At 67.7% G+C, this 18,375-nt stretch carries 14 protein-coding genes; 8 read left to right on the forward strand and 6 right to left on the reverse strand.

Annotation, left to right across the window (positions count from 1 at the left end; translation table 11 throughout):
* Positions 1–12: 12 nt before the first annotated feature.
* Positions 13–2,577: a DUF6600 domain-containing protein gene (locus AC1EJR_RS05830; protein ID WP_441643778.1), complete on the reverse strand. Its 2,565-nt coding sequence runs from the start codon at positions 2,575–2,577 to the stop codon at positions 13–15.
* A 216-nt stretch (positions 2,578–2,793) separates the two neighbouring features.
* Positions 2,794–4,119, reverse strand: a complete 1,326-nt coding sequence (locus AC1EJR_RS05835; protein ID WP_092294498.1) for a putative bifunctional diguanylate cyclase/phosphodiesterase — start codon at positions 4,117–4,119, stop codon at positions 2,794–2,796.
* A 287-nt stretch (positions 4,120–4,406) separates the two neighbouring features.
* Here AC1EJR_RS05835 and AC1EJR_RS05840 point away from each other — a divergent pair, with 287 nt between their 5' ends.
* The 8 genes from AC1EJR_RS05840 to AC1EJR_RS05875 all read left to right on the forward strand — a co-directional run bounded on the left by AC1EJR_RS05840 (position 4,407) and on the right by AC1EJR_RS05875 (position 14,023).
* Positions 4,407–6,026: a methyl-accepting chemotaxis protein gene (locus AC1EJR_RS05840; protein ID WP_441592844.1), complete on the forward strand. Its 1,620-nt coding sequence runs from the start codon at positions 4,407–4,409 to the stop codon at positions 6,024–6,026.
* Between the two features lie 30 nt (positions 6,027–6,056).
* Entirely contained in the window at positions 6,057–6,527 is a 471-nt protein-coding gene (locus tag AC1EJR_RS05845) for a chemotaxis protein CheW (RefSeq protein ID WP_441592845.1), read from the forward strand.
* On the forward strand, positions 6,524–7,807 hold the full coding sequence (locus tag AC1EJR_RS05850; RefSeq protein ID WP_477105296.1) for a CheR family methyltransferase: 1,284 nt from the start codon (positions 6,524–6,526) through the stop codon (positions 7,805–7,807). Before AC1EJR_RS05845 ends, AC1EJR_RS05850 begins: the two co-directional genes overlap by 4 nt.
* Complete coding sequence (locus tag AC1EJR_RS05855; RefSeq protein ID WP_441593680.1) at positions 7,800–8,480, forward strand: chemotaxis protein CheW; 681 nt, start codon at positions 7,800–7,802, stop codon at positions 8,478–8,480. Before AC1EJR_RS05850 ends, AC1EJR_RS05855 begins: the two co-directional genes overlap by 8 nt.
* Positions 8,477–10,750, forward strand: coding sequence for a response regulator (locus AC1EJR_RS05860; protein WP_477105297.1), 2,274 nt, complete (start codon positions 8,477–8,479; stop codon positions 10,748–10,750). Before AC1EJR_RS05855 ends, AC1EJR_RS05860 begins: the two co-directional genes overlap by 4 nt.
* Positions 10,747–11,787 (forward strand): chemotaxis-specific protein-glutamate methyltransferase CheB, encoded by a 1,041-nt coding sequence (cheB, locus tag AC1EJR_RS05865; protein ID WP_477105298.1) that lies wholly within the window; start codon positions 10,747–10,749, stop codon positions 11,785–11,787. The genes AC1EJR_RS05860 and cheB overlap by 4 nt, the downstream gene beginning before the upstream one ends.
* Positions 11,788–11,789: 2 nt before the next feature.
* Positions 11,790–12,824, forward strand: coding sequence for a diguanylate cyclase domain-containing protein (locus AC1EJR_RS05870; protein ID WP_477105299.1), 1,035 nt, complete (start codon positions 11,790–11,792; stop codon positions 12,822–12,824).
* Between the two features lie 419 nt (positions 12,825–13,243).
* The gene (locus AC1EJR_RS05875; RefSeq protein WP_092294484.1) at positions 13,244–14,023 is read left to right on the forward strand and encodes a DUF4397 domain-containing protein; all 780 of its coding nucleotides are present in this window, start codon (positions 13,244–13,246) and stop codon (positions 14,021–14,023) included.
* A 49-nt stretch (positions 14,024–14,072) separates the two neighbouring features.
* Here the strand turns inward: AC1EJR_RS05875 and AC1EJR_RS05880 are convergent, their stop codons facing one another.
* From AC1EJR_RS05880 to AC1EJR_RS05895, 4 genes are all read right to left on the reverse strand, one after another.
* A complete protein-coding gene (locus AC1EJR_RS05880) occupies positions 14,073–14,396 on the reverse strand; it encodes a helix-turn-helix transcriptional regulator (RefSeq protein ID WP_092294482.1) in 324 nt (107 codons plus the stop codon).
* Positions 14,397–14,509: 113 nt separating this feature from the next.
* Positions 14,510–16,012, reverse strand: coding sequence for a tripartite tricarboxylate transporter permease (locus AC1EJR_RS05885; RefSeq protein ID WP_092294480.1), 1,503 nt, complete (start codon positions 16,010–16,012; stop codon positions 14,510–14,512).
* Positions 16,013–16,025: 13 nt separating this feature from the next.
* Positions 16,026–16,487, reverse strand: coding sequence for a tripartite tricarboxylate transporter TctB family protein (locus tag AC1EJR_RS05890; protein WP_092294478.1), 462 nt, complete (start codon positions 16,485–16,487; stop codon positions 16,026–16,028).
* A 412-nt stretch (positions 16,488–16,899) separates the two neighbouring features.
* Positions 16,900–18,357 (reverse strand): MATE family efflux transporter, encoded by a 1,458-nt coding sequence (locus AC1EJR_RS05895; protein ID WP_477105300.1) that lies wholly within the window; start codon positions 18,355–18,357, stop codon positions 16,900–16,902.
* Between the last annotated feature and the right edge of the window lie 18 nt (positions 18,358–18,375).

Raw genomic sequence — 18,375 nt, forward strand, 5'->3', positions numbered from 1 at the left:
GCGTCGCGCGGGTTAGCGCCGATCGTCGTTGCGCGCCTGCATCGCCCCGCGGTTGCCGTGGCCGCCCCGGTCACCCGGCTCATTCTGGCCGCGCTGTTGTTGCTGCTGCTGTTGCTGCTGGAACTGCCGCTGGCGTTCCTGCTGCTGTTGCTGTTGCTGCTGCGCCCGTTGCTGCTGGTCCTGGGCCTGCCGCTGCTGCTGGGCCTGACGCTGCTGCTCCATCTGCTGGCGCTGCTGGTCCTGCTGCGCGCGCTGCTGCTCCTGCGCCTGCCGCTGCTGTTGCGCAGCCTGGCGCTGGTGCTCCATCTGCTGGCGCTGTTGCTCTTGCGCGGCCCGCTGGTGTTCCATCTGCTGGCGTTGCTGCTCCTGCTGCGCGCGTTGCTGCTCGAACTGCTGGCGCTGCTGCCGCTGCTGATCCTGCTGCTGGCGCTGTTGCTCCTGCTGCGCCCGTTGCTGGTCGAACTGGTGGCGCTGCATCGCCTCGCGCTGCTGGTCCTGCTGCTGGCGCTGCTGCTCCTGCTGCGCCCGCTGCTGGTCGAACTGACGGCGCTGGGTCGCTTCGCGCTGCTGGTCCTGAAGCTGGCGCTGCTGCTCCTGCGCCATACGCTGCTGGTCGTACTGCTGGCGCCGCTGCAGATCCTGCCCCTGGCGCTGCTGCTCCTGCAATTGCCGCTGCTGCTCCTGGCGCTGATTCTGTAGCGCCTGCTGCTGGCGTTGCTGGAAATCGGCCGATTGCCGCTGCTGCTCGCCCAACTGCCGTTGTTGCTCGAACTGCTGGCGCTGCACGGCCTGTTGCTGGCGTTGGGCCTCGGGCGGCACGCCGCGCATCTGGTCCGGGCGTGTGCTCCAGTTCCTGCCGTTGTCGCGCGGATTGTCGTCGGGACGCTGGGCGCCACCCTGCACCGGGTTCACGAAGCCGCGCGGCGCGCCGTCACGGCTCGGATCGCCGCCACGATGGCGGGCTGCCAGCGCGGCCTCGGTCAGGCGCACGTCCGGCCGGCCCTGTCCACCTTGGCCGCCCGGCCCCCCTCGGTCACCGCGATCACCTCTATCGGCCTGCCCCGCCTGTTGAGACGGCGGGCGCCCCGGGCGCCGGTCGTCGAACGCCGGACGGCCCGGCAGGTGCGTGGCGATGGCCTGCCGCTCGAACCCCTGCCGCGCCATCGGCGGCAGCGCACGCGTCGGCGCCTCGCCTATATAACTACGCTTGACTGGCGCCATCGGCGGCGCGCCCCGGCCCTCGCCCACCGGCAAGGTCCGCCACGCGTCGTGGTGGGACCCGCGCGGCACAGGCCGGCCTTCGACGAAATTGCGCGACGGCATGCCCGTGATGGCGCCCGGCACGTTGCGATTAACCCAGCGCTCCCGGTCCCGGTCACGGCCGTCCCCGCCCCGCCCATAGTGGTGGATCGGGGCGTAGTTAATCCGCGAGACATAGTTCTGGCTGGCCCGATAGCCCGGCCGGTAGACATCGCGCGGCCCGAGCGGGTACCAGGCGACCCCGGGGCCGCCGCCAATCCGGATAGTGGCCGCGCTGCCGCCGATAAAGCCGACCACGGCCGGCGCGTAGTACGGGCGCACGCTGGCCGGGCCGGGCACCCAGCCCCAGCGGTTGCCGAAATGGGCCCAGCGGCCATAGTGCGACGGGGCAAAGCCCCAAGGCGCGTCATCGATCCAGGTCCAGCCCCACGGCGCCACCCAGGCCCAGTGCCCCGTGCTGTACGGCGCCCAGCCGCTCGGCACCGCGCGCGGGAACCACACCGCGCCGTAGCCGGCGTCCTGCTGCCAGTCGCCATAGTCATCCAGCGCGGCGTAGCCGGTCATCTCGCGCGGCACATAGCGCGCGGCGACGGACTGGTCCTCGCGGGCGTCACGGGCGGCGGTCCATTGGTCGAAGCCGTCTGGCGGCGGGTACGCGCCCGCGCCGGCATCGGCAAGGTCGGTGCCGGCAAAGCGCATGCGCTGGCCGCGCGACAGCTCGACCGAGCGCGAATCCCCATACACGACTGCGCTGCCGTGGCGCATGCTGACCAGCGTGGTGCTGCCATCGGGCGAGACGTCGATCCGATAATCGCCCGGTTCATTGGGCACGAAGGCGAGGTTGGGCGTATCGACTTCCACCTGCTGGCCCTGCGGCAGGGCGCGCACGCGCAGTTGCAGCGAGCCTTGCGTGAGCTTGACCTGCGTGGTGTCGTCGTCGAGGTTGAGGATGCTGGCGGCCGTGCCGCCGCCCAGCCGCACCGTGGTGGTGCCGGCATGGACTTCGGCCCGGCCGCCCGGATCGACCCAGAGCCGGTCGCCGGTGGTCACGGGCCGGTTCAGGCCGATGGCCGCCCATTCGTCCGAGCCGGCCGGCGCGAAGCTGATGCCGCCGGCTGCATCGGTCAGGGTGGCGATCCGGGATGACGGATCGGCATATTGCCCGTTCGGCGCCAGTGCGTCGGGGTTGCCGAGGACGGAGCCGTCCGGGGCGCCCTGCGCGTAGCCGGGCGGTGCGTAATCCTGGGCCTGCGCCATCAGGCCGTGCGCCGCCAGCGCGGCAGCCAGGGCAATCGCCAGGCGATTAAGGGGTTGCATCGTGCAAATCATCTCTGTTCCGGACACCCACCGCGTTTGGCGGGTGTCGCCGTAATGTCACCGTATATCGGATAACGGCAGGGAACGCGACTTGCGGACCTGACTTTGTAAGCACATATTTCCCCCGCACCGTCCTGAGGTCGGGCGGATATGCGCGGAAACAAGTCTTGCAGATGCTGACAGGACGACCGGTTTGCTGCGACGCAGCATAAACGCTCAGCGCGGCTGGTTGCGCAGGAAGTCGGTCAGCCGGTCAGGCGGCATCGGGCGGCCATAGAAGTAGCCTTGGGCCTCGATGCAGCGGTTGGCGAGCAGGAAATCGCGCTGCTCGGCGGTCTCCACGCCTTCCGCCACCACGCCGATGCGCAGGCTTTCGCCCACATTGATGACCGAGCGGACGATGGCGGCGTCCACATCGTCGTGGGTGACGTTGCGGATAAAGGACTGGTCGATCTTGAGCCGGTCCACGGGGAACGTCTTCAGGAAGCTCAGGGAGGCGTAGCCGGTGCCGAAATCGTCGCAGGTCAGCGTCACGCCGTCCCGGCGCAGGGCCTGGAGCTGGTCGGAGACATCGTCGCCCTGCTGCAGGGCGATGGTCTCGGTGATTTCGATCTCCAGCAGCTTCGCCGGCAGCTCCAGCGCGCGCAGCACGTGGCGCACCTCGGTCAGCAGCCGGCTTTCCGATAGCTGGGCGGCGAACAGGTTGATGGCCACGCGCGGCGGTTCGGCGAAGGTCAGCGACCACGCCCGCGCCTGGGCGCAGGCGGTATGCAGCAGCCACATGCCCACGTCGCCGGCCACGCTGCTGGCCGCCAGGGCGTCGATGAAGGCGGCTGGCGTCAGCAGGCCCAGGGTGGGATGGCGCCAGCGCATCAGGGCCTCGGCGCCCACCACGCGGCCATCGCGCAGGTCCACCTGGGGTTGATAGAGCAACTCGAACTGGCGCTGGGCATAGGCCTCGCGCAGCGCCTGCACCAGCGACAGCCGCGTGGTCACGTCGGTGCGCATCTGCGGCTTGAAGAAGCGGATGGTCCGGCCGCCGTCGTGCTTGGCCCGGGCCAGCGCCAGGCTGGCCGCCGCCAGGACATCGGACGAATTCTCGCCGCCGGCCGGCATCACGCAGGCGCCGATACTGGCCAGCACATGGTGCCGGCGGCCGTTCATTTCATAGGGGGCGGACAGCATCGACAGGATGGCGGCGCTCACGTGGCGCACCAGCGTCGGGTCCGAAATGGAGGTCAGCAGCACGCCGAACTCGTCGCTGCCCACGCGGCCGATGATGGCGTCGCGCGGGGAGGCGTCGGCCAGCCGCCGGGCCACGCCCTGGAGAATGGCGTCGCCCTCGGCATGCCCGTGCATGTCGTTGAAGGCGCGAAAGTCGTCGATGCCCACCAGCAGCAAAGCAAAGCGTGGCGGCGCCTCGCTGCGCAGGCGCGCCTCCAGTCGCGTCAAGTATGCCTGGCGAGCGACCACGCCGGTCAGCGGATCGAGATCCGCCGGCGGCAAGGCGCCAGTCGCCTGTACCTCCGACCTGGCCACCATCCCTGCCCTATCAGTTGTGATGAACATATGTCCCGCTCAAGCTATTTGGCAAGTGTGACGAAAACCATGGAAAAATCAAGCGGTACAGAAATGCGGCGCAACCGCGCAACGGCGCGGGCTGGCGGGCGGCTGCCCGGCACCCTCCCACGTTGTCAGCGCCGGGCGCTTACAGTACCCTACGCCGCAAACGCCTGCCGCACCCGCAAGGCCATCCGCCTTCCGGCGGATAGCGCCCCGCCGCGAATCCTGCCAGCGGCTCATTCAAGCAGACCAACGCGGACCCGACCGTGAACAACTGGACCATTCGCTCGCGCATCCTGGCGAGTTTCAGCCTCATTCTCCTTGTCATGGCGCTGATGGGCGTGGTCGCCTATAACCGCCTGTCCGCCATCGAGCATGAAAGCGATGTCATGCGCAACGATGCCCTGCCCGGCCTGAACTACAGCGCGGGCATGCGCGGCATCTGGGGCGAGTTCTACGTGCTGGCCTGGCAGATCGTGACCACCGACGACGCCGGCGCGCGCAACCGCCTGCTGGCCCAGCACCAGGACGCCACCCAGCGTTTCCACCGCATGGAACAGCTGTATGAAGCATCCATCGTCCGCGCGGACGATCGCGCCCGTTTCGCGGCGTTCAAGGAACTTCACGCACGATACGACCAGGCTGCGCAACTTTACCTCGACCCGACCAAATGGCGCGACACCGCCACCGCCGAGACCGCCCTGCGCGGGCAGGCCCACGACGTCTGGCTCGACGGCCGCAAGGCGCTGCAATCCCTGGTCGACGACAACAACGCCATCGCGAGCGGCGCCGCCACCGACATCAGCAAGGCCGTGGATGGCGCCAAGAAGAGTATCGAGGTGGCGCTGACGCTGGCGGTGGTAGTGGCCGCGGTCTGCGGCTACCTGCTGCTGCGTTCGATTACCGTGCCGATGGGCGGCATCGTCTCGCTGCTGACCGGCATGCGCGGCGGCGACCTGCGCCAGCGCATGGCGCTGGGGCGGCGCGACGAATTCCTGGCCGTCGAGGAAGGCTTCAACCAGATGTCCGGCGAACTGACCACGCTGGTCGGGCAGGCGCAGCGCTCGGCGATCCAGGTCACCACGTCGGTCAACGAGATCGCCGCCACCGCCCGCCAGCAGCAGGCTACGGCCACCGAGACCGCCGCCACCACGACCCAGATCGGCGCTACCTCGCGCGAGATCTCGGCCACTTCGCGTGACCTCGTGCGGACAATGGGCGAAGTCTCCCATGCCGCCGAGCAGACCGCCGGGCTGGCGGGCACCGGGCAGGTCGGGCTGTCGCGCATGGAGGCGACCATGCACCATGTGATGGAGGCCGCCGGCTCGGTCAACGCCCGGCTGGCCACGCTCAACGAGCGCGCCGGCAATATCAATCAGGTGGTGACCACCATCGCCCGCGTGGCGGACCAGACCAATCTGCTGTCCCTGAACGCCGCCATCGAGGCCGAGAAGGCCGGCGAGTACGGGCGCGGCTTTTCCGTGGTGGCGACCGAGATCCGGCGTCTGGCGGACCAGACCGCCGTGGCCACCTACGATATCGAGCAGATGGTGCGCGAGATCCAGTCGGCCGTCTCGGCCGGGGTGATGGGCATGGACAAGTTCTCGGAGGAAGTGCGCCGGGGCATGTCCGAGGTGACCCAGGTGGGCGACCAGCTTTCCCAGATCATCGGCCAGGTGCAGTCGCTGGCGCCGCGCGTGCAGATGGTGAACGAGGGCATGCAGGCGCAGGCCGGCGGCGCCGAACAGATCAACCAGGCGCTGATGCAGCTGTCCGAAGCCGCGCAGCAGACCGTGGAGTCGCTGCGCCAGTCGAGCCAGGCCATCGACGAGCTGACCCTCGTGGCCAACGAACTGCGCAGCGGCGTCTCCCGCTTCAAGGTGTGAGCGCGGGCTCCGCGACGCGCATGTCCCGCCATGGCCCTCTTCCTGCTGTTCCGCATCGGTCCTGACCACTACGCGCTCGATACCGCCGAGGTGGCCGAGGTGCTGCCGCTGACCACGCTCAAGCAGATTCCGGGGGCGCCGGCATGGGTCGCCGGGCTGATGGTGCGTCATGGCCAGCCGGTGCCGGTGATCGACATCCCGGCGCTGGCCACGGGCACGCCCGCCGTGGCGCGCCGGAGCACGCGGACCGTGCTGGTGCACTATCGCCGCACAACCCACGATCAACCCGCCCGCCTGCTCGGCCTGCGGCTCGAATACGCCACGGAAACCCTGCGCGCCGATCCCGCCGCCTTCGTCGACGGCGGCATCGACCCTGCCCCGGTGCGCTACCTCGGGCCCGTGCTGCACGACGCGCGCGGCCTCGTGCAATGGGTGCGCGTGGGCGCGCTGCTGCCCGATGCCGTGCACGACCTGCTGTTTCCCGATCCAGCCCCGGCATGACCGACGCCCCGCACCCGCTCACGCCCATCGAAGTGTTGCTGAAAGAACGCATCGGGCTCGATGCGGGCGCCATCGGCGCCGGCACCATCGCGCGCGCCGTGCTGGAACGTCAGATCGCCGTGGGCGCCGCCGATCTCGGCAACTACTGGAACGTGCTGCACGCGGTGCCAGACGAGCTGCAGGCGCTGATCGAAGCCGTAGTGGTGCCCGAAACCTGGTTCTTCCGCCATCGTGAAGCGCTGCTGGCCATGGCGAGCTTTGCCGCCCACCGTATCTTCGGCGATGGTGTGCCGATGCTGCGCGTGCTGAGCGTGCCCTGCTCCACCGGCGAGGAGCCGTACTCCATCGTCATGGCGCTGCTGGACGCCGGCGTGCCGCCCGAACGGTTTCGCGTGGATGCCGTGGATGTCAGCGCCCGGGCGCTGGAGCGCGCGCGCGCCGGCCACTATGGCAACAACGCGTTCCGGGGCCGGCCGCTGGACTTCCGCGAGCGCTACTTCGCGCCGGTGGCGGCGGGCTACCAGATTGCCGATGGCGTCCGGGCACAGGTCCGGCTGCTATCCGGGAATCTCCTCGACCCGTCGCTGCTCGCAGCCGAGCCGCCCTACCACGTGGTGTTCTGCCGCAACCTGCTGATCTATTTCGATCCGGATACGCAGCGCCGCGCGGCGCAGGCGCTGGTGCGCCTGGCGCGCCCGGACGGCCTGATCTTCGTCGGCCCGGCCGAAGCCAGCCTGCTGACGCGCGAAGGGCTCGCCGGCGCCGGGGTGCCGCTCGCCTTCGCCTTCCATCCCCACGCGGTGCGCCCGCCCGTGCGGGACGTGCCGGCGTCGTTGGCATCGGCCTTACCCCGTGCGCCGCTGCCGGCTTCCCCCGCCGCTCCCGCGCGCCGGCCCCAGCCGGCCCCCCCGTTGCGCGCCGCGCCGCCCGCCGCCACGCACGCGCGCCCGCCCGCGCAGCAAGCCGGCGGCGATGCGCTCGCGGAGATTGCTGCCATGGCTGACCGTGGCGATGTGGCCGACGCCACCGTCGCGTGCGAGCAATACCTGACACAGCGCGGCCCATCCGCCAACGCCTACTGCCTGCTCGGCGTGCTGCACGACGCCGCCGGCCACGTCGCCGATGCGCATGCCGCCTACCGCAAGGCGGTGTATCTCGATCCCGGCCACGAGGAAGCCCTCTACCACCTTGCCGCCCTGCTCGATAGCGAGGGCGACGCCGGCGGTGCCGCGCGCCTGCGCGAACGCGCCCAACGTCACGCCCGCATGAGCCATGGTTGAAACCTCCGCCACCCTGCTGCCGAACCTTGCCGCCATCGACGATTGCTGGCGACGCATCGGCGTGTCCGGCGACGCCTCGTGCCCGCTGCTGGCGACGCACGTCCACTGCCGCAACTGCCCGACCTACGCGCAAGCCGCCACGGCGCTGCTCGACGCGCTGGCCGTCGATGACCTTGTGGATGCCGCCACGCTCGATCAACCTACCAGGAGTGCGTTCCATGTCGACCGTGCCGCAGGGCAGTCTTGCGTGGTCTTCCGCGTGGGCGATGAATGGCTCGCGCTGCCGACCGCCGTGCTCGGCGAAGTCACCGCGCCCGCGCCGATCCACTCGCTGCCGCACCGCCGCCACGCGGCGCTGGTTGGCGTGGCATCGGTGCGCGGGGCGCTGCTGACCTGCGTGTCGCTGGCGCTGCTGTTCGGCGGCACGGCGGCCGATCCCAGCCGCGCGGGACGGTTCCTGATGCTGGGCCAGGGGCGCAATGCCATTGCGCTGCCTGTGGCCGAAGTGGCAGGCGTGCAGCACGTGCCCCACGCCGCGCTGCTGCCGCTACCGGCTACGCTCGCCCGCGCCTCCGCGCACTACACGCGCGCCCTGTTCGAGCATGACGGCCACACGGTCGGCCTGCTCGATGCCGACCTGCTCCGGCAGGCGCTGTCGCGGAGCCTGTCATGAATCCCGAACAGCTCCGCGATGCCTCGATGCTCGAACTGTTCGCGCTGGAGGCGGACGCGCAGGCGGAAATCCTAAACGCGGGGCTGCTGGCGCTCGAACGCGAGCCTGCGGCGGCCACGCACCTGGAATCGTGCATGCGCGCCGCCCACTCGCTCAAGGGTGCAGCGCGCATCGTCGGGCTGGATGGCGGCGTGCGCGTGGCGCATGTGATGGAAGACTGCCTCGTCGCCGCGCAGCGTGGCGGCCTGCTGCTGACGCCGTCCCATATCGACGCCCTGCTGCAGGGCACCGACCTGCTGCAGCGGATCGGCCATCCCCCGGGCGGCGCGCTCGACTGGCCCGAGCGGGAAGGACTGGCCGAGATCGACGCCTGCGTCGCGCACCTCAACGCGCTGCTCGACGGCACTGAACTGGAGCCGGCCCCCGCGCGGATGCCGGCGGTATCCGCAGCAACGCCCGAGGTTCTTCCCCCCGAAGTCCCGCCCGCCCCTCAGGCCACGGCCGCCGCCGACCCGCAGGAACGCATGCTGCGCGTCAACGCGGACCGGCTGGACCGGCTGCTGGCCATGGCCGGCGAATCCATGGTGGAGACGCACTGGCTGCGCCCGTTCTGCGGCGCCATGCAGCAGGCGCGGCGCCAGCAAATGCGCGCGCTCCAGGCGCTGGAAGGCATCCAGGCCCTGCTGGCCAGTGCCGATGGTACCGTGCCACGGCTACGCGCCGCGCTGGCCGAAGCGCGCCAGTTGCTTGAGGACAGCCACGGCCAGCTTTCGCAGCGCGTGGAGGAGATCGACCAGTACGATCATCGGGCGAGCCGGCTGTCGCGCCAGCTTTACGACACCGCGCTGTCCTGTCGCATGCGACCGCTCTCGGACGGCATCATGGGCTATTCGCGCATGGTGCGCGACCTCGGCCGCGCGCTCGGTAAGCCCGTGCATCTGGCGCTGGCGGGCGAACAAACCCAGGTGGACCGCGACATCCTCGAACAGCTCGACGCCCCGCTGGCCCACCTGCTGCGCAATGCGGTGGATCACGGCATCGAGCCGCCCGAAGTGCGCCGCGCCGCCGGCAAGCCCGAGGAAGGGCGCGTCTCGCTGCACGCACGCCATAACGCCGGGCGGCTTGTCATCGAGATCTTCGACGATGGGGCCGGCGTGGACTTCGACGCGTTGCGCGAGGCCATCGTGCGCCGCAGCCTGGCGCAGCCCGAGACGGCGGCGCGGATGTCCGAGACGGAACTGCTCGAATTCCTGCTGCTGCCCGGCTTCAGCCTGCGCGAGACGGTGTCTCATGTCTCGGGGCGTGGCGTCGGGCTGGATGCGGTGCAGGACATGGTGCGCGCCGTGCGCGGCAGCCTGCGGCTCTCGCAGCAGCCCGGCAGCGGGCTCCACTTCCATCTCGAATTGCCGCTTACGCTGTCCGTCGTGCGCACGCTGCTGGTAGAAGTCGCCGGCGAAGCCTATGCCTTCCCGCTCGGGCACGTCATGCGTGCCGTGGCGGTGCGCCGGGACGAGATCGAGCAGGTGGAACAGCACCAGCACTTCCGCCATGACGGCCGGCCCGTAGGCCTCGTCAGCGCGGCGCAACTGCTGCAACGGCCCGAGACCGCCACCCCGGACGCCGACACCGTGCCGGTAGTCATCATCGGCGAGCAGGATCGCGTCTACGGCATTGCCGTGGACCGCCTGCTGGGTGAACGCATGCTGGTGGTGCAGCCGCTGGCGCAGGCGCTGGGCAAGATCAAGGACATCGCGGCGGGCAGCCTGACCGACGACGGCACGCCCGTCCTGATCTTCGATGTCGAGGACATGCTGCGCTCGGTCGAGAAACTCGTGTCGGATGGCCGGATCGAGCGCGTGCGCCAGGCCGGCGCCGGTACTGCCGACGTCCGCCGCAAGCGGGTGCTGGTGGTCGACGATTCCCTGACCGTGCGCGAACTGGAGCGCAAGCTGCTGGCCGGGCGTGGCTACGATGTGGCCGTGGCCGTGGACGGCATGGATGGCTGGAACGTCCTGCGCGCGGAGCCCTTCGACCTCGTCATCACGGACGTGGACATGCCGCGCATGGACGGCATCGAACTGGTCACCCGCATCCGCGAGGAGCCGCGCCTGCGTCAGTTGCCGGTGATGATCGTGTCGTACAAGGACCGCGAGCAGGATCGCGAACGCGGGTTGCAGGCTGGCGCGGACTATTATCTGGCCAAAGGCAGTTTCCATGACACGGCGTTGCTGGACGCCGTGCTGGATCTCATCGGCGAGGCACGTGCATGAAGATCGGTATCGTCAATGATTCTTCGCTGGCCGTGGCGGCGCTGCGGCGCGCCATCGCGCTCGATGCCACGCACGAGATCATCTGGGTGGCAGGCGATGGCGAGCAGGCCATACGCATGGCGGCCACGCAAACGCCCGACCTGATCCTGATGGACCTGCTGATGCCGGTCATGGATGGCGTGGAAGCCACACGGCGCATCATGGCCGCCACGCCGTGCGCGATCGTCGTGGTGACGATGGACCTCGGGCGCAACGCGGACCAGGTGTTCGCCGCGATGGGTCACGGCGCGATCGATGCGGTGGACACGCCCACCCTGACCGAACCGGACGCGCAACTCGCGGCGGGGCCGCTGCTGCGCAAGCTCCGCAACATCGCCCGGCTGCTGAATGGCCGCGCCATCGCATCGCATTCCCTGACTGCCGCCACGCCTACGCCGGCCGCGCCCCGCCTGGTGGCGATTGGCGCCTCGGCAGGCGGGCCGGCTGCACTGGCCACGTTGCTGGGCGCGCTGCCGGCTGACTTCGGCGCGGCGGTGGTCGCCGTGCAGCACGTGGACGAGGCGTTCGCGCCCGGCATGGCCGAGTGGCTCAACGCCCAGTGCGCGCTGCCGGTGGGCATCGCGCGCGCCGGCGAGCGGCCGCGAATCGGCACCGTGGTCCTGGCGGGCACGAACGATCATCTGCGGTTGATACATGCCGCGCGGATGGCCTACACCCCGGAGCCGGGCGATTACCTGTACCGGCCTTCCATCGACGTGTTCTTCGAATCGGTGGTGGAGCACTGGCGCGGCGAGGCGGTCGGCGTGCTGCTCACCGGCATGGGCCGCGACGGTGCCCTCGGCCTCAAGGCGATGCGCGACCGTGGCTACCTCACCATTGCGCAGGACCAGGCCACCAGCGCGGTGTACGGCATGCCCAAGGCGGCTGCGGCGCTGGACGCCGCCATCGAGATCCTGCCGCTGCCGCGGATTGCCGCGCGGCTGGTGAAGGCGTGCGGCGGCGGCCACCAGAACAAGAACAAAGCACAGGATGCATGAAAATGCCAAGACCTAAACCTCAAGCCGATGCGGCGGCAAATAGCGCGAACAGCACAAAAGGCGCCAACAACGAATACATGGCGATGGTGCTGCTGGTCGACGACCAGGCCATCATCGGCGAAGCGGTGCGCCGCGCGCTGGCCGGCGAGCCCGACATCGACTTCCACTACTGCGCGCAGCCGGACGAGGCCGTGGCCGTGGCGGAGCGCACGCAGCCAACCGTCATCCTGCAGGACCTGGTGATGCCGGGCACCGACGGCCTGACGCTTGTGCGGCGCTATCGGGAGAACCCGGGCACGCGCGACATCCCCATCATCGTGCTCTCCACCAAGGAAGAGGCGACGATGAAGAGCGCCGCGTTCGCGGCTGGCGCCAACGACTATCTCGTGAAGCTGCCGGACACCATCGAACTCGTGGCGCGCATCCGCTATCACTCGCGCTCCTACCTGAACCTGTTGCAGCGCGACGAAGCGTATCGGGCACTCCGGCAGAGCCAGCAGCAGTTGCTCGAAACCAACCTCGAACTGCAGCGGCTGACCAACTCCGACGGCCTGACCGGGCTCTCGAACCGCCGCTATTTCGACGAGTACCTCGGCGCCGAGTGGCGGCGCGCACAGCGCGAGCAGACGCAACTCGCACTGCTGATGATCGACGTGGATGCCTTCAAGGCCTACAACGACACCTACGGCCACGTGGCCGGCGACGAGGTGCTGCGCCGCGTGGCGGGCGTAATCCGCGACAACTGCGCGCGGCCGGCTGACCTGCCCGCGCGTTTTGGGGGCGAGGAGTTCTCGATGATCCTGCCAGCCACCTCGGCGGGCGGTGCAAGGTTGCTCGCGGAGAAGGTGCGGCGCGCGATCGAGTCGCTGCAGATTCCGCACAGCGGGTCGCCCACCAGTGGCGTGGTGACCATCAGCATCGGCGGCGCGGTGATCGTGCCCGATGAAACTGGCGATGCCAGCCGCCTCGTGCAGGCAGCGGATACCGGCCTCTATCAGGCCAAGCGCAACGGCCGCAATCAGGTCGTGATGGTGTAAGTATTTCCCGCGCGCGGCACCGCGCCGCGCGCCACCCCTCTTGCCCCACGGCCGACAACGCCTAGCGCCGTGTAAGAACTACCTCACCCTTTTGGACCACGTGCCGCGCCATGTCTTCGCGCGGCATTCCCCATGCTCGATGCGCGCGACACAACGCGTACTTGTATCAGCTTTGTAACCGAACTGTGGGAATTCTCCGACATTGATATCGGAGTCGCCCGGCTGTCTCCCCTCTCCCCGCATGTCTATCGTTGCATCAGGCAAGCGCATTCACGCACGGCTGCCAGCAGCAACAGTAACGATTGCCCGCGCGGCACGCCACCATCGCCATTCGAGAGAGCACCGGCGCATTGGGTCGGTGTGAGGTCTTGTGCGTGTCGCGCGCCCCAATGATCCCAACGTAAAAGAGGTGAAGAACCATGGAAATCAAGCGGAACATCATTCTGGGCCTGGCGCTCGCGACCACGGCAGTCCTGGCAGCGTGCGGTGGCGGCGATGACGGCATCGACGACCGCGTGGGCCTGAGCAAGCCCTCGGTGCGCGTCATCCACGCCGTGACGGCCGGCCCCAACGTCGACGTGCTGCAGAACGGCGCGCTGACCTCGCTGAGGAACATCCCCTACAAGACAGTCTCGGGCTATTTCAACGTCGAGGAAGGCAATAACCTGTTCGCGTTCAACCTGGCCAACACGTCCACGCAGATCGGTGCGACCACGGTTTCGGCGCACACCGGCCACAAGTACACCGTGGTGGCGCTGCCTGGCACGACGGCCGCCGACGTGCTGCAGATCGACGATCCGTACGGCAAGGGCCTGCTGGACACCTCCGCCCGGATTCGTGGTCTGAACGCCTCGATCAATGCGCAGAACGTGGACATGTACCTGACCACGCCGGCGCAGGACATCGCCGCCGTGAACCCGACGATCGCCGCCATCAGCTATAAGAATGCGGTGCCGGCTTCGGGTCAGGATTCGATCTATGTGGATGGCGGCACCTATCGCCTGCGCGTGACCGCGGCCGGTACCAAGACCGTGATCTTCGATTCGGGCGCGCTGACCGTGAACAAGAACGACGACTGGCTGATTACCACGATCCCGGCCGACGGCTTCGGTGCCGTGGTGCCGAACAAGATCAAGGTCCTGGTGGCACAGAGCAGCACGAGCAACGCCACGGCGCAGGAACTGGTCAGCCAGCAGTAAGCCCCGCTACATAGCAAGAGCCCTCTCCTCGGGCCAGGACGCCGCCGCTTCAGGCGGCGTCTTTCTTTTGCGCGTGGTTGCCTGCGCCCGGCAGGTCGGACTTGAGTACGTCGAGGTGCGAGAGGTACGCGTCCAGTTCGGCGCGACCGCTGTCGGTGATGGTATAGACGCGGCCGTTACCTTCCACGAGTTCCGCCGTGATCGAGCGAGCGATCATCAGGCTGCGCAGAATGGGCCGCAGTGCGCGGATGTTCTTGTCGATGCCGCGCTCGCGCAGCCGCTCCATCAGACTGAAGACGGTAGAGGGGCTGGCCTGGACGAGCTTGAGGATGTAGAGCCGGGAAACGACCCGGTCGAGCGAAGGCGTGATCATGGGCGCAGTCGCTTTGGAAAGTCCTTAAAAAAACGGGGTGCACGAGGCACCCCGAAAGCTTGCGTTGTGTGCCCGGCAAAAGCCGGTGTTGCTCAGGAGAGCGCCACGGAGCGCTATTCCTCCTGGAACGCTTCCTCGCGCTTGGCCTTGATCGACGGCAGTGCCACCACGGCCACCAGTGCGGCAGCAGCAATCAGCAGGCCCATCGACAGCGGACGCGTCACGAATACGGTGAAGTCACCACGCGACAGCAGCAGCGAGCGGCGGAAGTTCTCTTCCATCATCGGTCCCAGCACGAAGCCGAGCAGCAGCGGGGCCGGTTCGCACTTGAGTTTCAGGAACAGATAGCCGATCACGCCGAAGCCAGCCGCCATGAACACGTCGAACGTCTGGTTGTTGACCGAGTACACGCCAATGCCGCAGAACACGAGAATCGCGGGGTACAGGAAGCGATACGGCACGGTCAGCAGCTTCACCCAGATACCGATCATCGGCAGGTTCAGGATGATCAGCATCAGGTTACCGATCCACATCGAGGCGATCAGGCCCCAGAACAGCGCCGGGTTGCTGGTCATCACCTGCGGGCCGGGCTGGATGTTGTGGATGGTCATCGCGCCCACCATCAGCGCCATCACGGCGTTAGGCGGAATGCCCAGCGTCAGCAGCGGGATGAAGGACGTCTGTGCCGCGGCGTTATTGGCCGATTCCGGACCCGCCACGCCTTCGATGGCGCCCTTGCCGAATTCATGCGCGTACTTCGAGGTCTTCTTCTCGAGCGAGTAAGCCGCGAACGAAGCCAGTGCCGCACCGCCGCCGGGGAGAATACCCAGCGCCGAACCCAGGGCCGTGCCACGCAGCACCGCCGGGATCATGCGTCGGAAGTCTTCCTTGGTCGGGAACAGGTTCGTCACCTTGTTCGTGAACGTCTCGCGGGCTTCCTTCTGTTCCAGGTTCGCGATGATTTCCGCGAAGCCGAACATACCCATGGCCAGTGCGACGAAGTCGATGCCGTCGGTCAGCTCAGGCACGTCGAACGAGAAGCGCGCGGCACCCGAGTTCACGTCGGTACCGATCAGGCCCAGCAGCAGACCCAGCACGATCATCGACACGGCCTTCGGCAGCGAGCCCGAGGCCAGCACCACGGCACCGATCAGGCCCAGCACCATCAGCGAGAAGTACTCGGCGGGGCCGAACTTGAATGCCAGTTCCGACAGCGGCGTTGCGAAAGCCGCCAGAATCAGCGTAGCCACGCAACCAGCGAAGAACGAACCGAGACCGGCAGTGGCCAGCGCCACGCCAGCACGGCCGCGCCGCGCCATCTGATAGCCATCGATGGTGGTCACCACCGACGACGACTCACCGGGCAGGTTCACCAGAATGGCGGTGGTGGAACCGCCGTACTGGGCGCCGTAGTAAATACCAGCCAGCATGATCAGCGCAGCCACCGGGGGCAGCGTGTACGTGACCGGCAGCAGCATGGCGATGGTGGCGAGAGGGCCGAGGCCCGGCAGCACGCCAATCAGCGTCCCCAGCACGCACCCGAGGAAGGCGTACGCGAGGTTCTGCAGGGACAATGCCGTGGAGAAGCCCAGGGCAAGGTGATCGAACAATTCCATTTGGACGGGCTCCTTAGCCGGTAATGAAGGCAGGCCACACCGGCATCTGCAGGTTGATGCCGTACACGAAGGCGCCCAGGCTGATCAGCACGAGCACCACGCCGTTCAGGAGTGCGCCCTTCCAGCTGAACTCATGGCTCGCCATCGACGAGACCAGCACCAGCACAAAGACCGACAACACCATGCCGAGCGGCTTGAGCAACAGGCCGAACAGCACCACGGAACCGAGAATCCACAACAGCGTCTTGAGGTCCCAGCGCGCGAGCTGGTCGTCTTCGCCCTTCGTCGAGAGCGAACCCACCGTCACGATCGCGCCCAGCAGGGCGAGCACGAGTCCGAGCAGGAACGGAAAATATCCTGGCCCCATCTTCGCCGCCGTTCCCATGGAATAGCCGCGCGCGACGAAGGAAAAGCCCAGGCCGACCAGGACGAACATCAGGCCGGAGGCAAAGTCCTTTTGGCTGCGTATGCGCAAAATGAATCTCCTCAAAGTGGTGAAAATCGGTACCGCGCGGCACGCCGGCTCTGGCGCCCGCACTGCGGATGCATGACAGGCAAAGCATCCGATGCGACGGAGCGAACAGTAGAGACGCGATCTTTCAGGCGCCTTTCATTTGTCTGGCTTCAGGGTAATTCCTGATTCCGTTATCAGAAGTGGGCCGACTCAAATACATCATGTTGTGATGTATTTAATCGATATGATCGACAGCGCGTGAAAGTCAACTGAAAGGCTGGGCGAAAGGGGACTGAAAGCAAAGAACGCCGCATGAAGCGGCGTTCTGATATTTGGGGAAGGCGTGGCTTTCGAATGCCTTACATTGCTGCACCGCGGCGCGCGCGGCGACTCAAATGTCTCTCAGGTGAAAGCGCACCCACCTGTCATCCGATCACCGCGCGGGCGCCGTTGTGGTATCGGCGTCTTCGCAAGGCGTGCCCATGCTGGTATCGGGCGCGAGGCCGACGGCCTCCGCATGCGGCTCGGCAGGCATGATGTGGCTGCGCTTCCAGTTGCCGAAGCGGTAGTAGGCAAAGGCCAGCGCCACGGACACGATCGAACCAACCGGGAAGCTCCACCAGATCGACTCCGCGCCGATATGCGGCTCCAGCAGCCATGCGAACGGCAGCCGTATCCCCCACATCGACACGAACAGGATGACGAGCGGCGCCATGACCGCCCCGGTGGCGCGCACCGTGCCGAACACGACGATGGTGAAGCCGAACAGGATGAACGACCACAGCACCACGCGGTTGATGTGCTGGGCGATGCCGATTGCCGTGCTGTCATCGCCCAGGAAGATGCCAAGCGAATGCCGGTTGAACAGGTAGATCAGCCCCACAATCGCCCCGGTCATCACCAGATTGAACAGCAGACCCATGCGCGTGATACGGGCCACGCGCGGCCATAGGCCCGCACCGACATTCTGCGCGACCATCGACGACACGCTGGCGCCTACGGCCAGGGCCGGCATCTGCACGTAAGTCCACAACTGAGAGGCCACCCCGTAGGCCGCCGTGGTCTGCGAGCCATAGGTATTGACCAGCGACATCATGACAATCGCGGACGATGAGATCACCACCATCTGCAGGCCCATCGGCAAGCCCTTCGCCACCAGCGCACGGAGAATTGCCGGATCGGGCCACAGCAGCGCCAGTTGCTCCTTGTGCAGCAGCAGGAAATGGCGTCGCCGGTACAGCACCGCGATCATCGCCACGAGGCTCACCAGCTGGGCGATCAGCGTAGCCAGCGCGGAGCCTGCGATGCCCAGCGCCGGCAACGGCCCGACGCCAAAGATCAGCACCGGGTTCAGCACCACGTCGAGCACCACCGACAACAGCATGAAATAGAACGGCGTGCGCGAGTCCCCTGCCCCGCGCAGCGTCATCATCACGAAGTTGTAGAAGTACATGAACGGCAGCGCCACGAAGATGATGCGCAGGTAGATCACCGCCAGTGGCGCGGCATCGTCGGGCGTATGCATCGCCGCGAGGATGTGTGGCGTGAAGACGAAACCGAGCACCGCCGCCAGGATCGACAGGCCCACGAAGAACGTCGTGCCGGTGCCGACCACGCGGCGCGCTTCGTCGATATTCCGGGCGCCCACGGCCTGGCCAATCATGATCGTGTTGGCCATGCTGATGCCGAACACCACGCCAAGCAGGAAGAACAGGATGATATTGGCGTTGGACGTGGCCGTCAGCGCGGCCTCGCCGAGGTAGCGGCCCACCCAGACCGAGTTGATCGACGCGTTCAACGACTGAAGGATGTTGCTGCCCAGCACGGGCAGCGAGAACAGCAACAGCGTGCGGCCGATCGGGCCCGTGGTCAGTCTGGCGTCTGGCTTCATGGAGGGCGGTTGGGACGA

This window comes from Cupriavidus sp. 05T42, assembly GCF_056396345.1.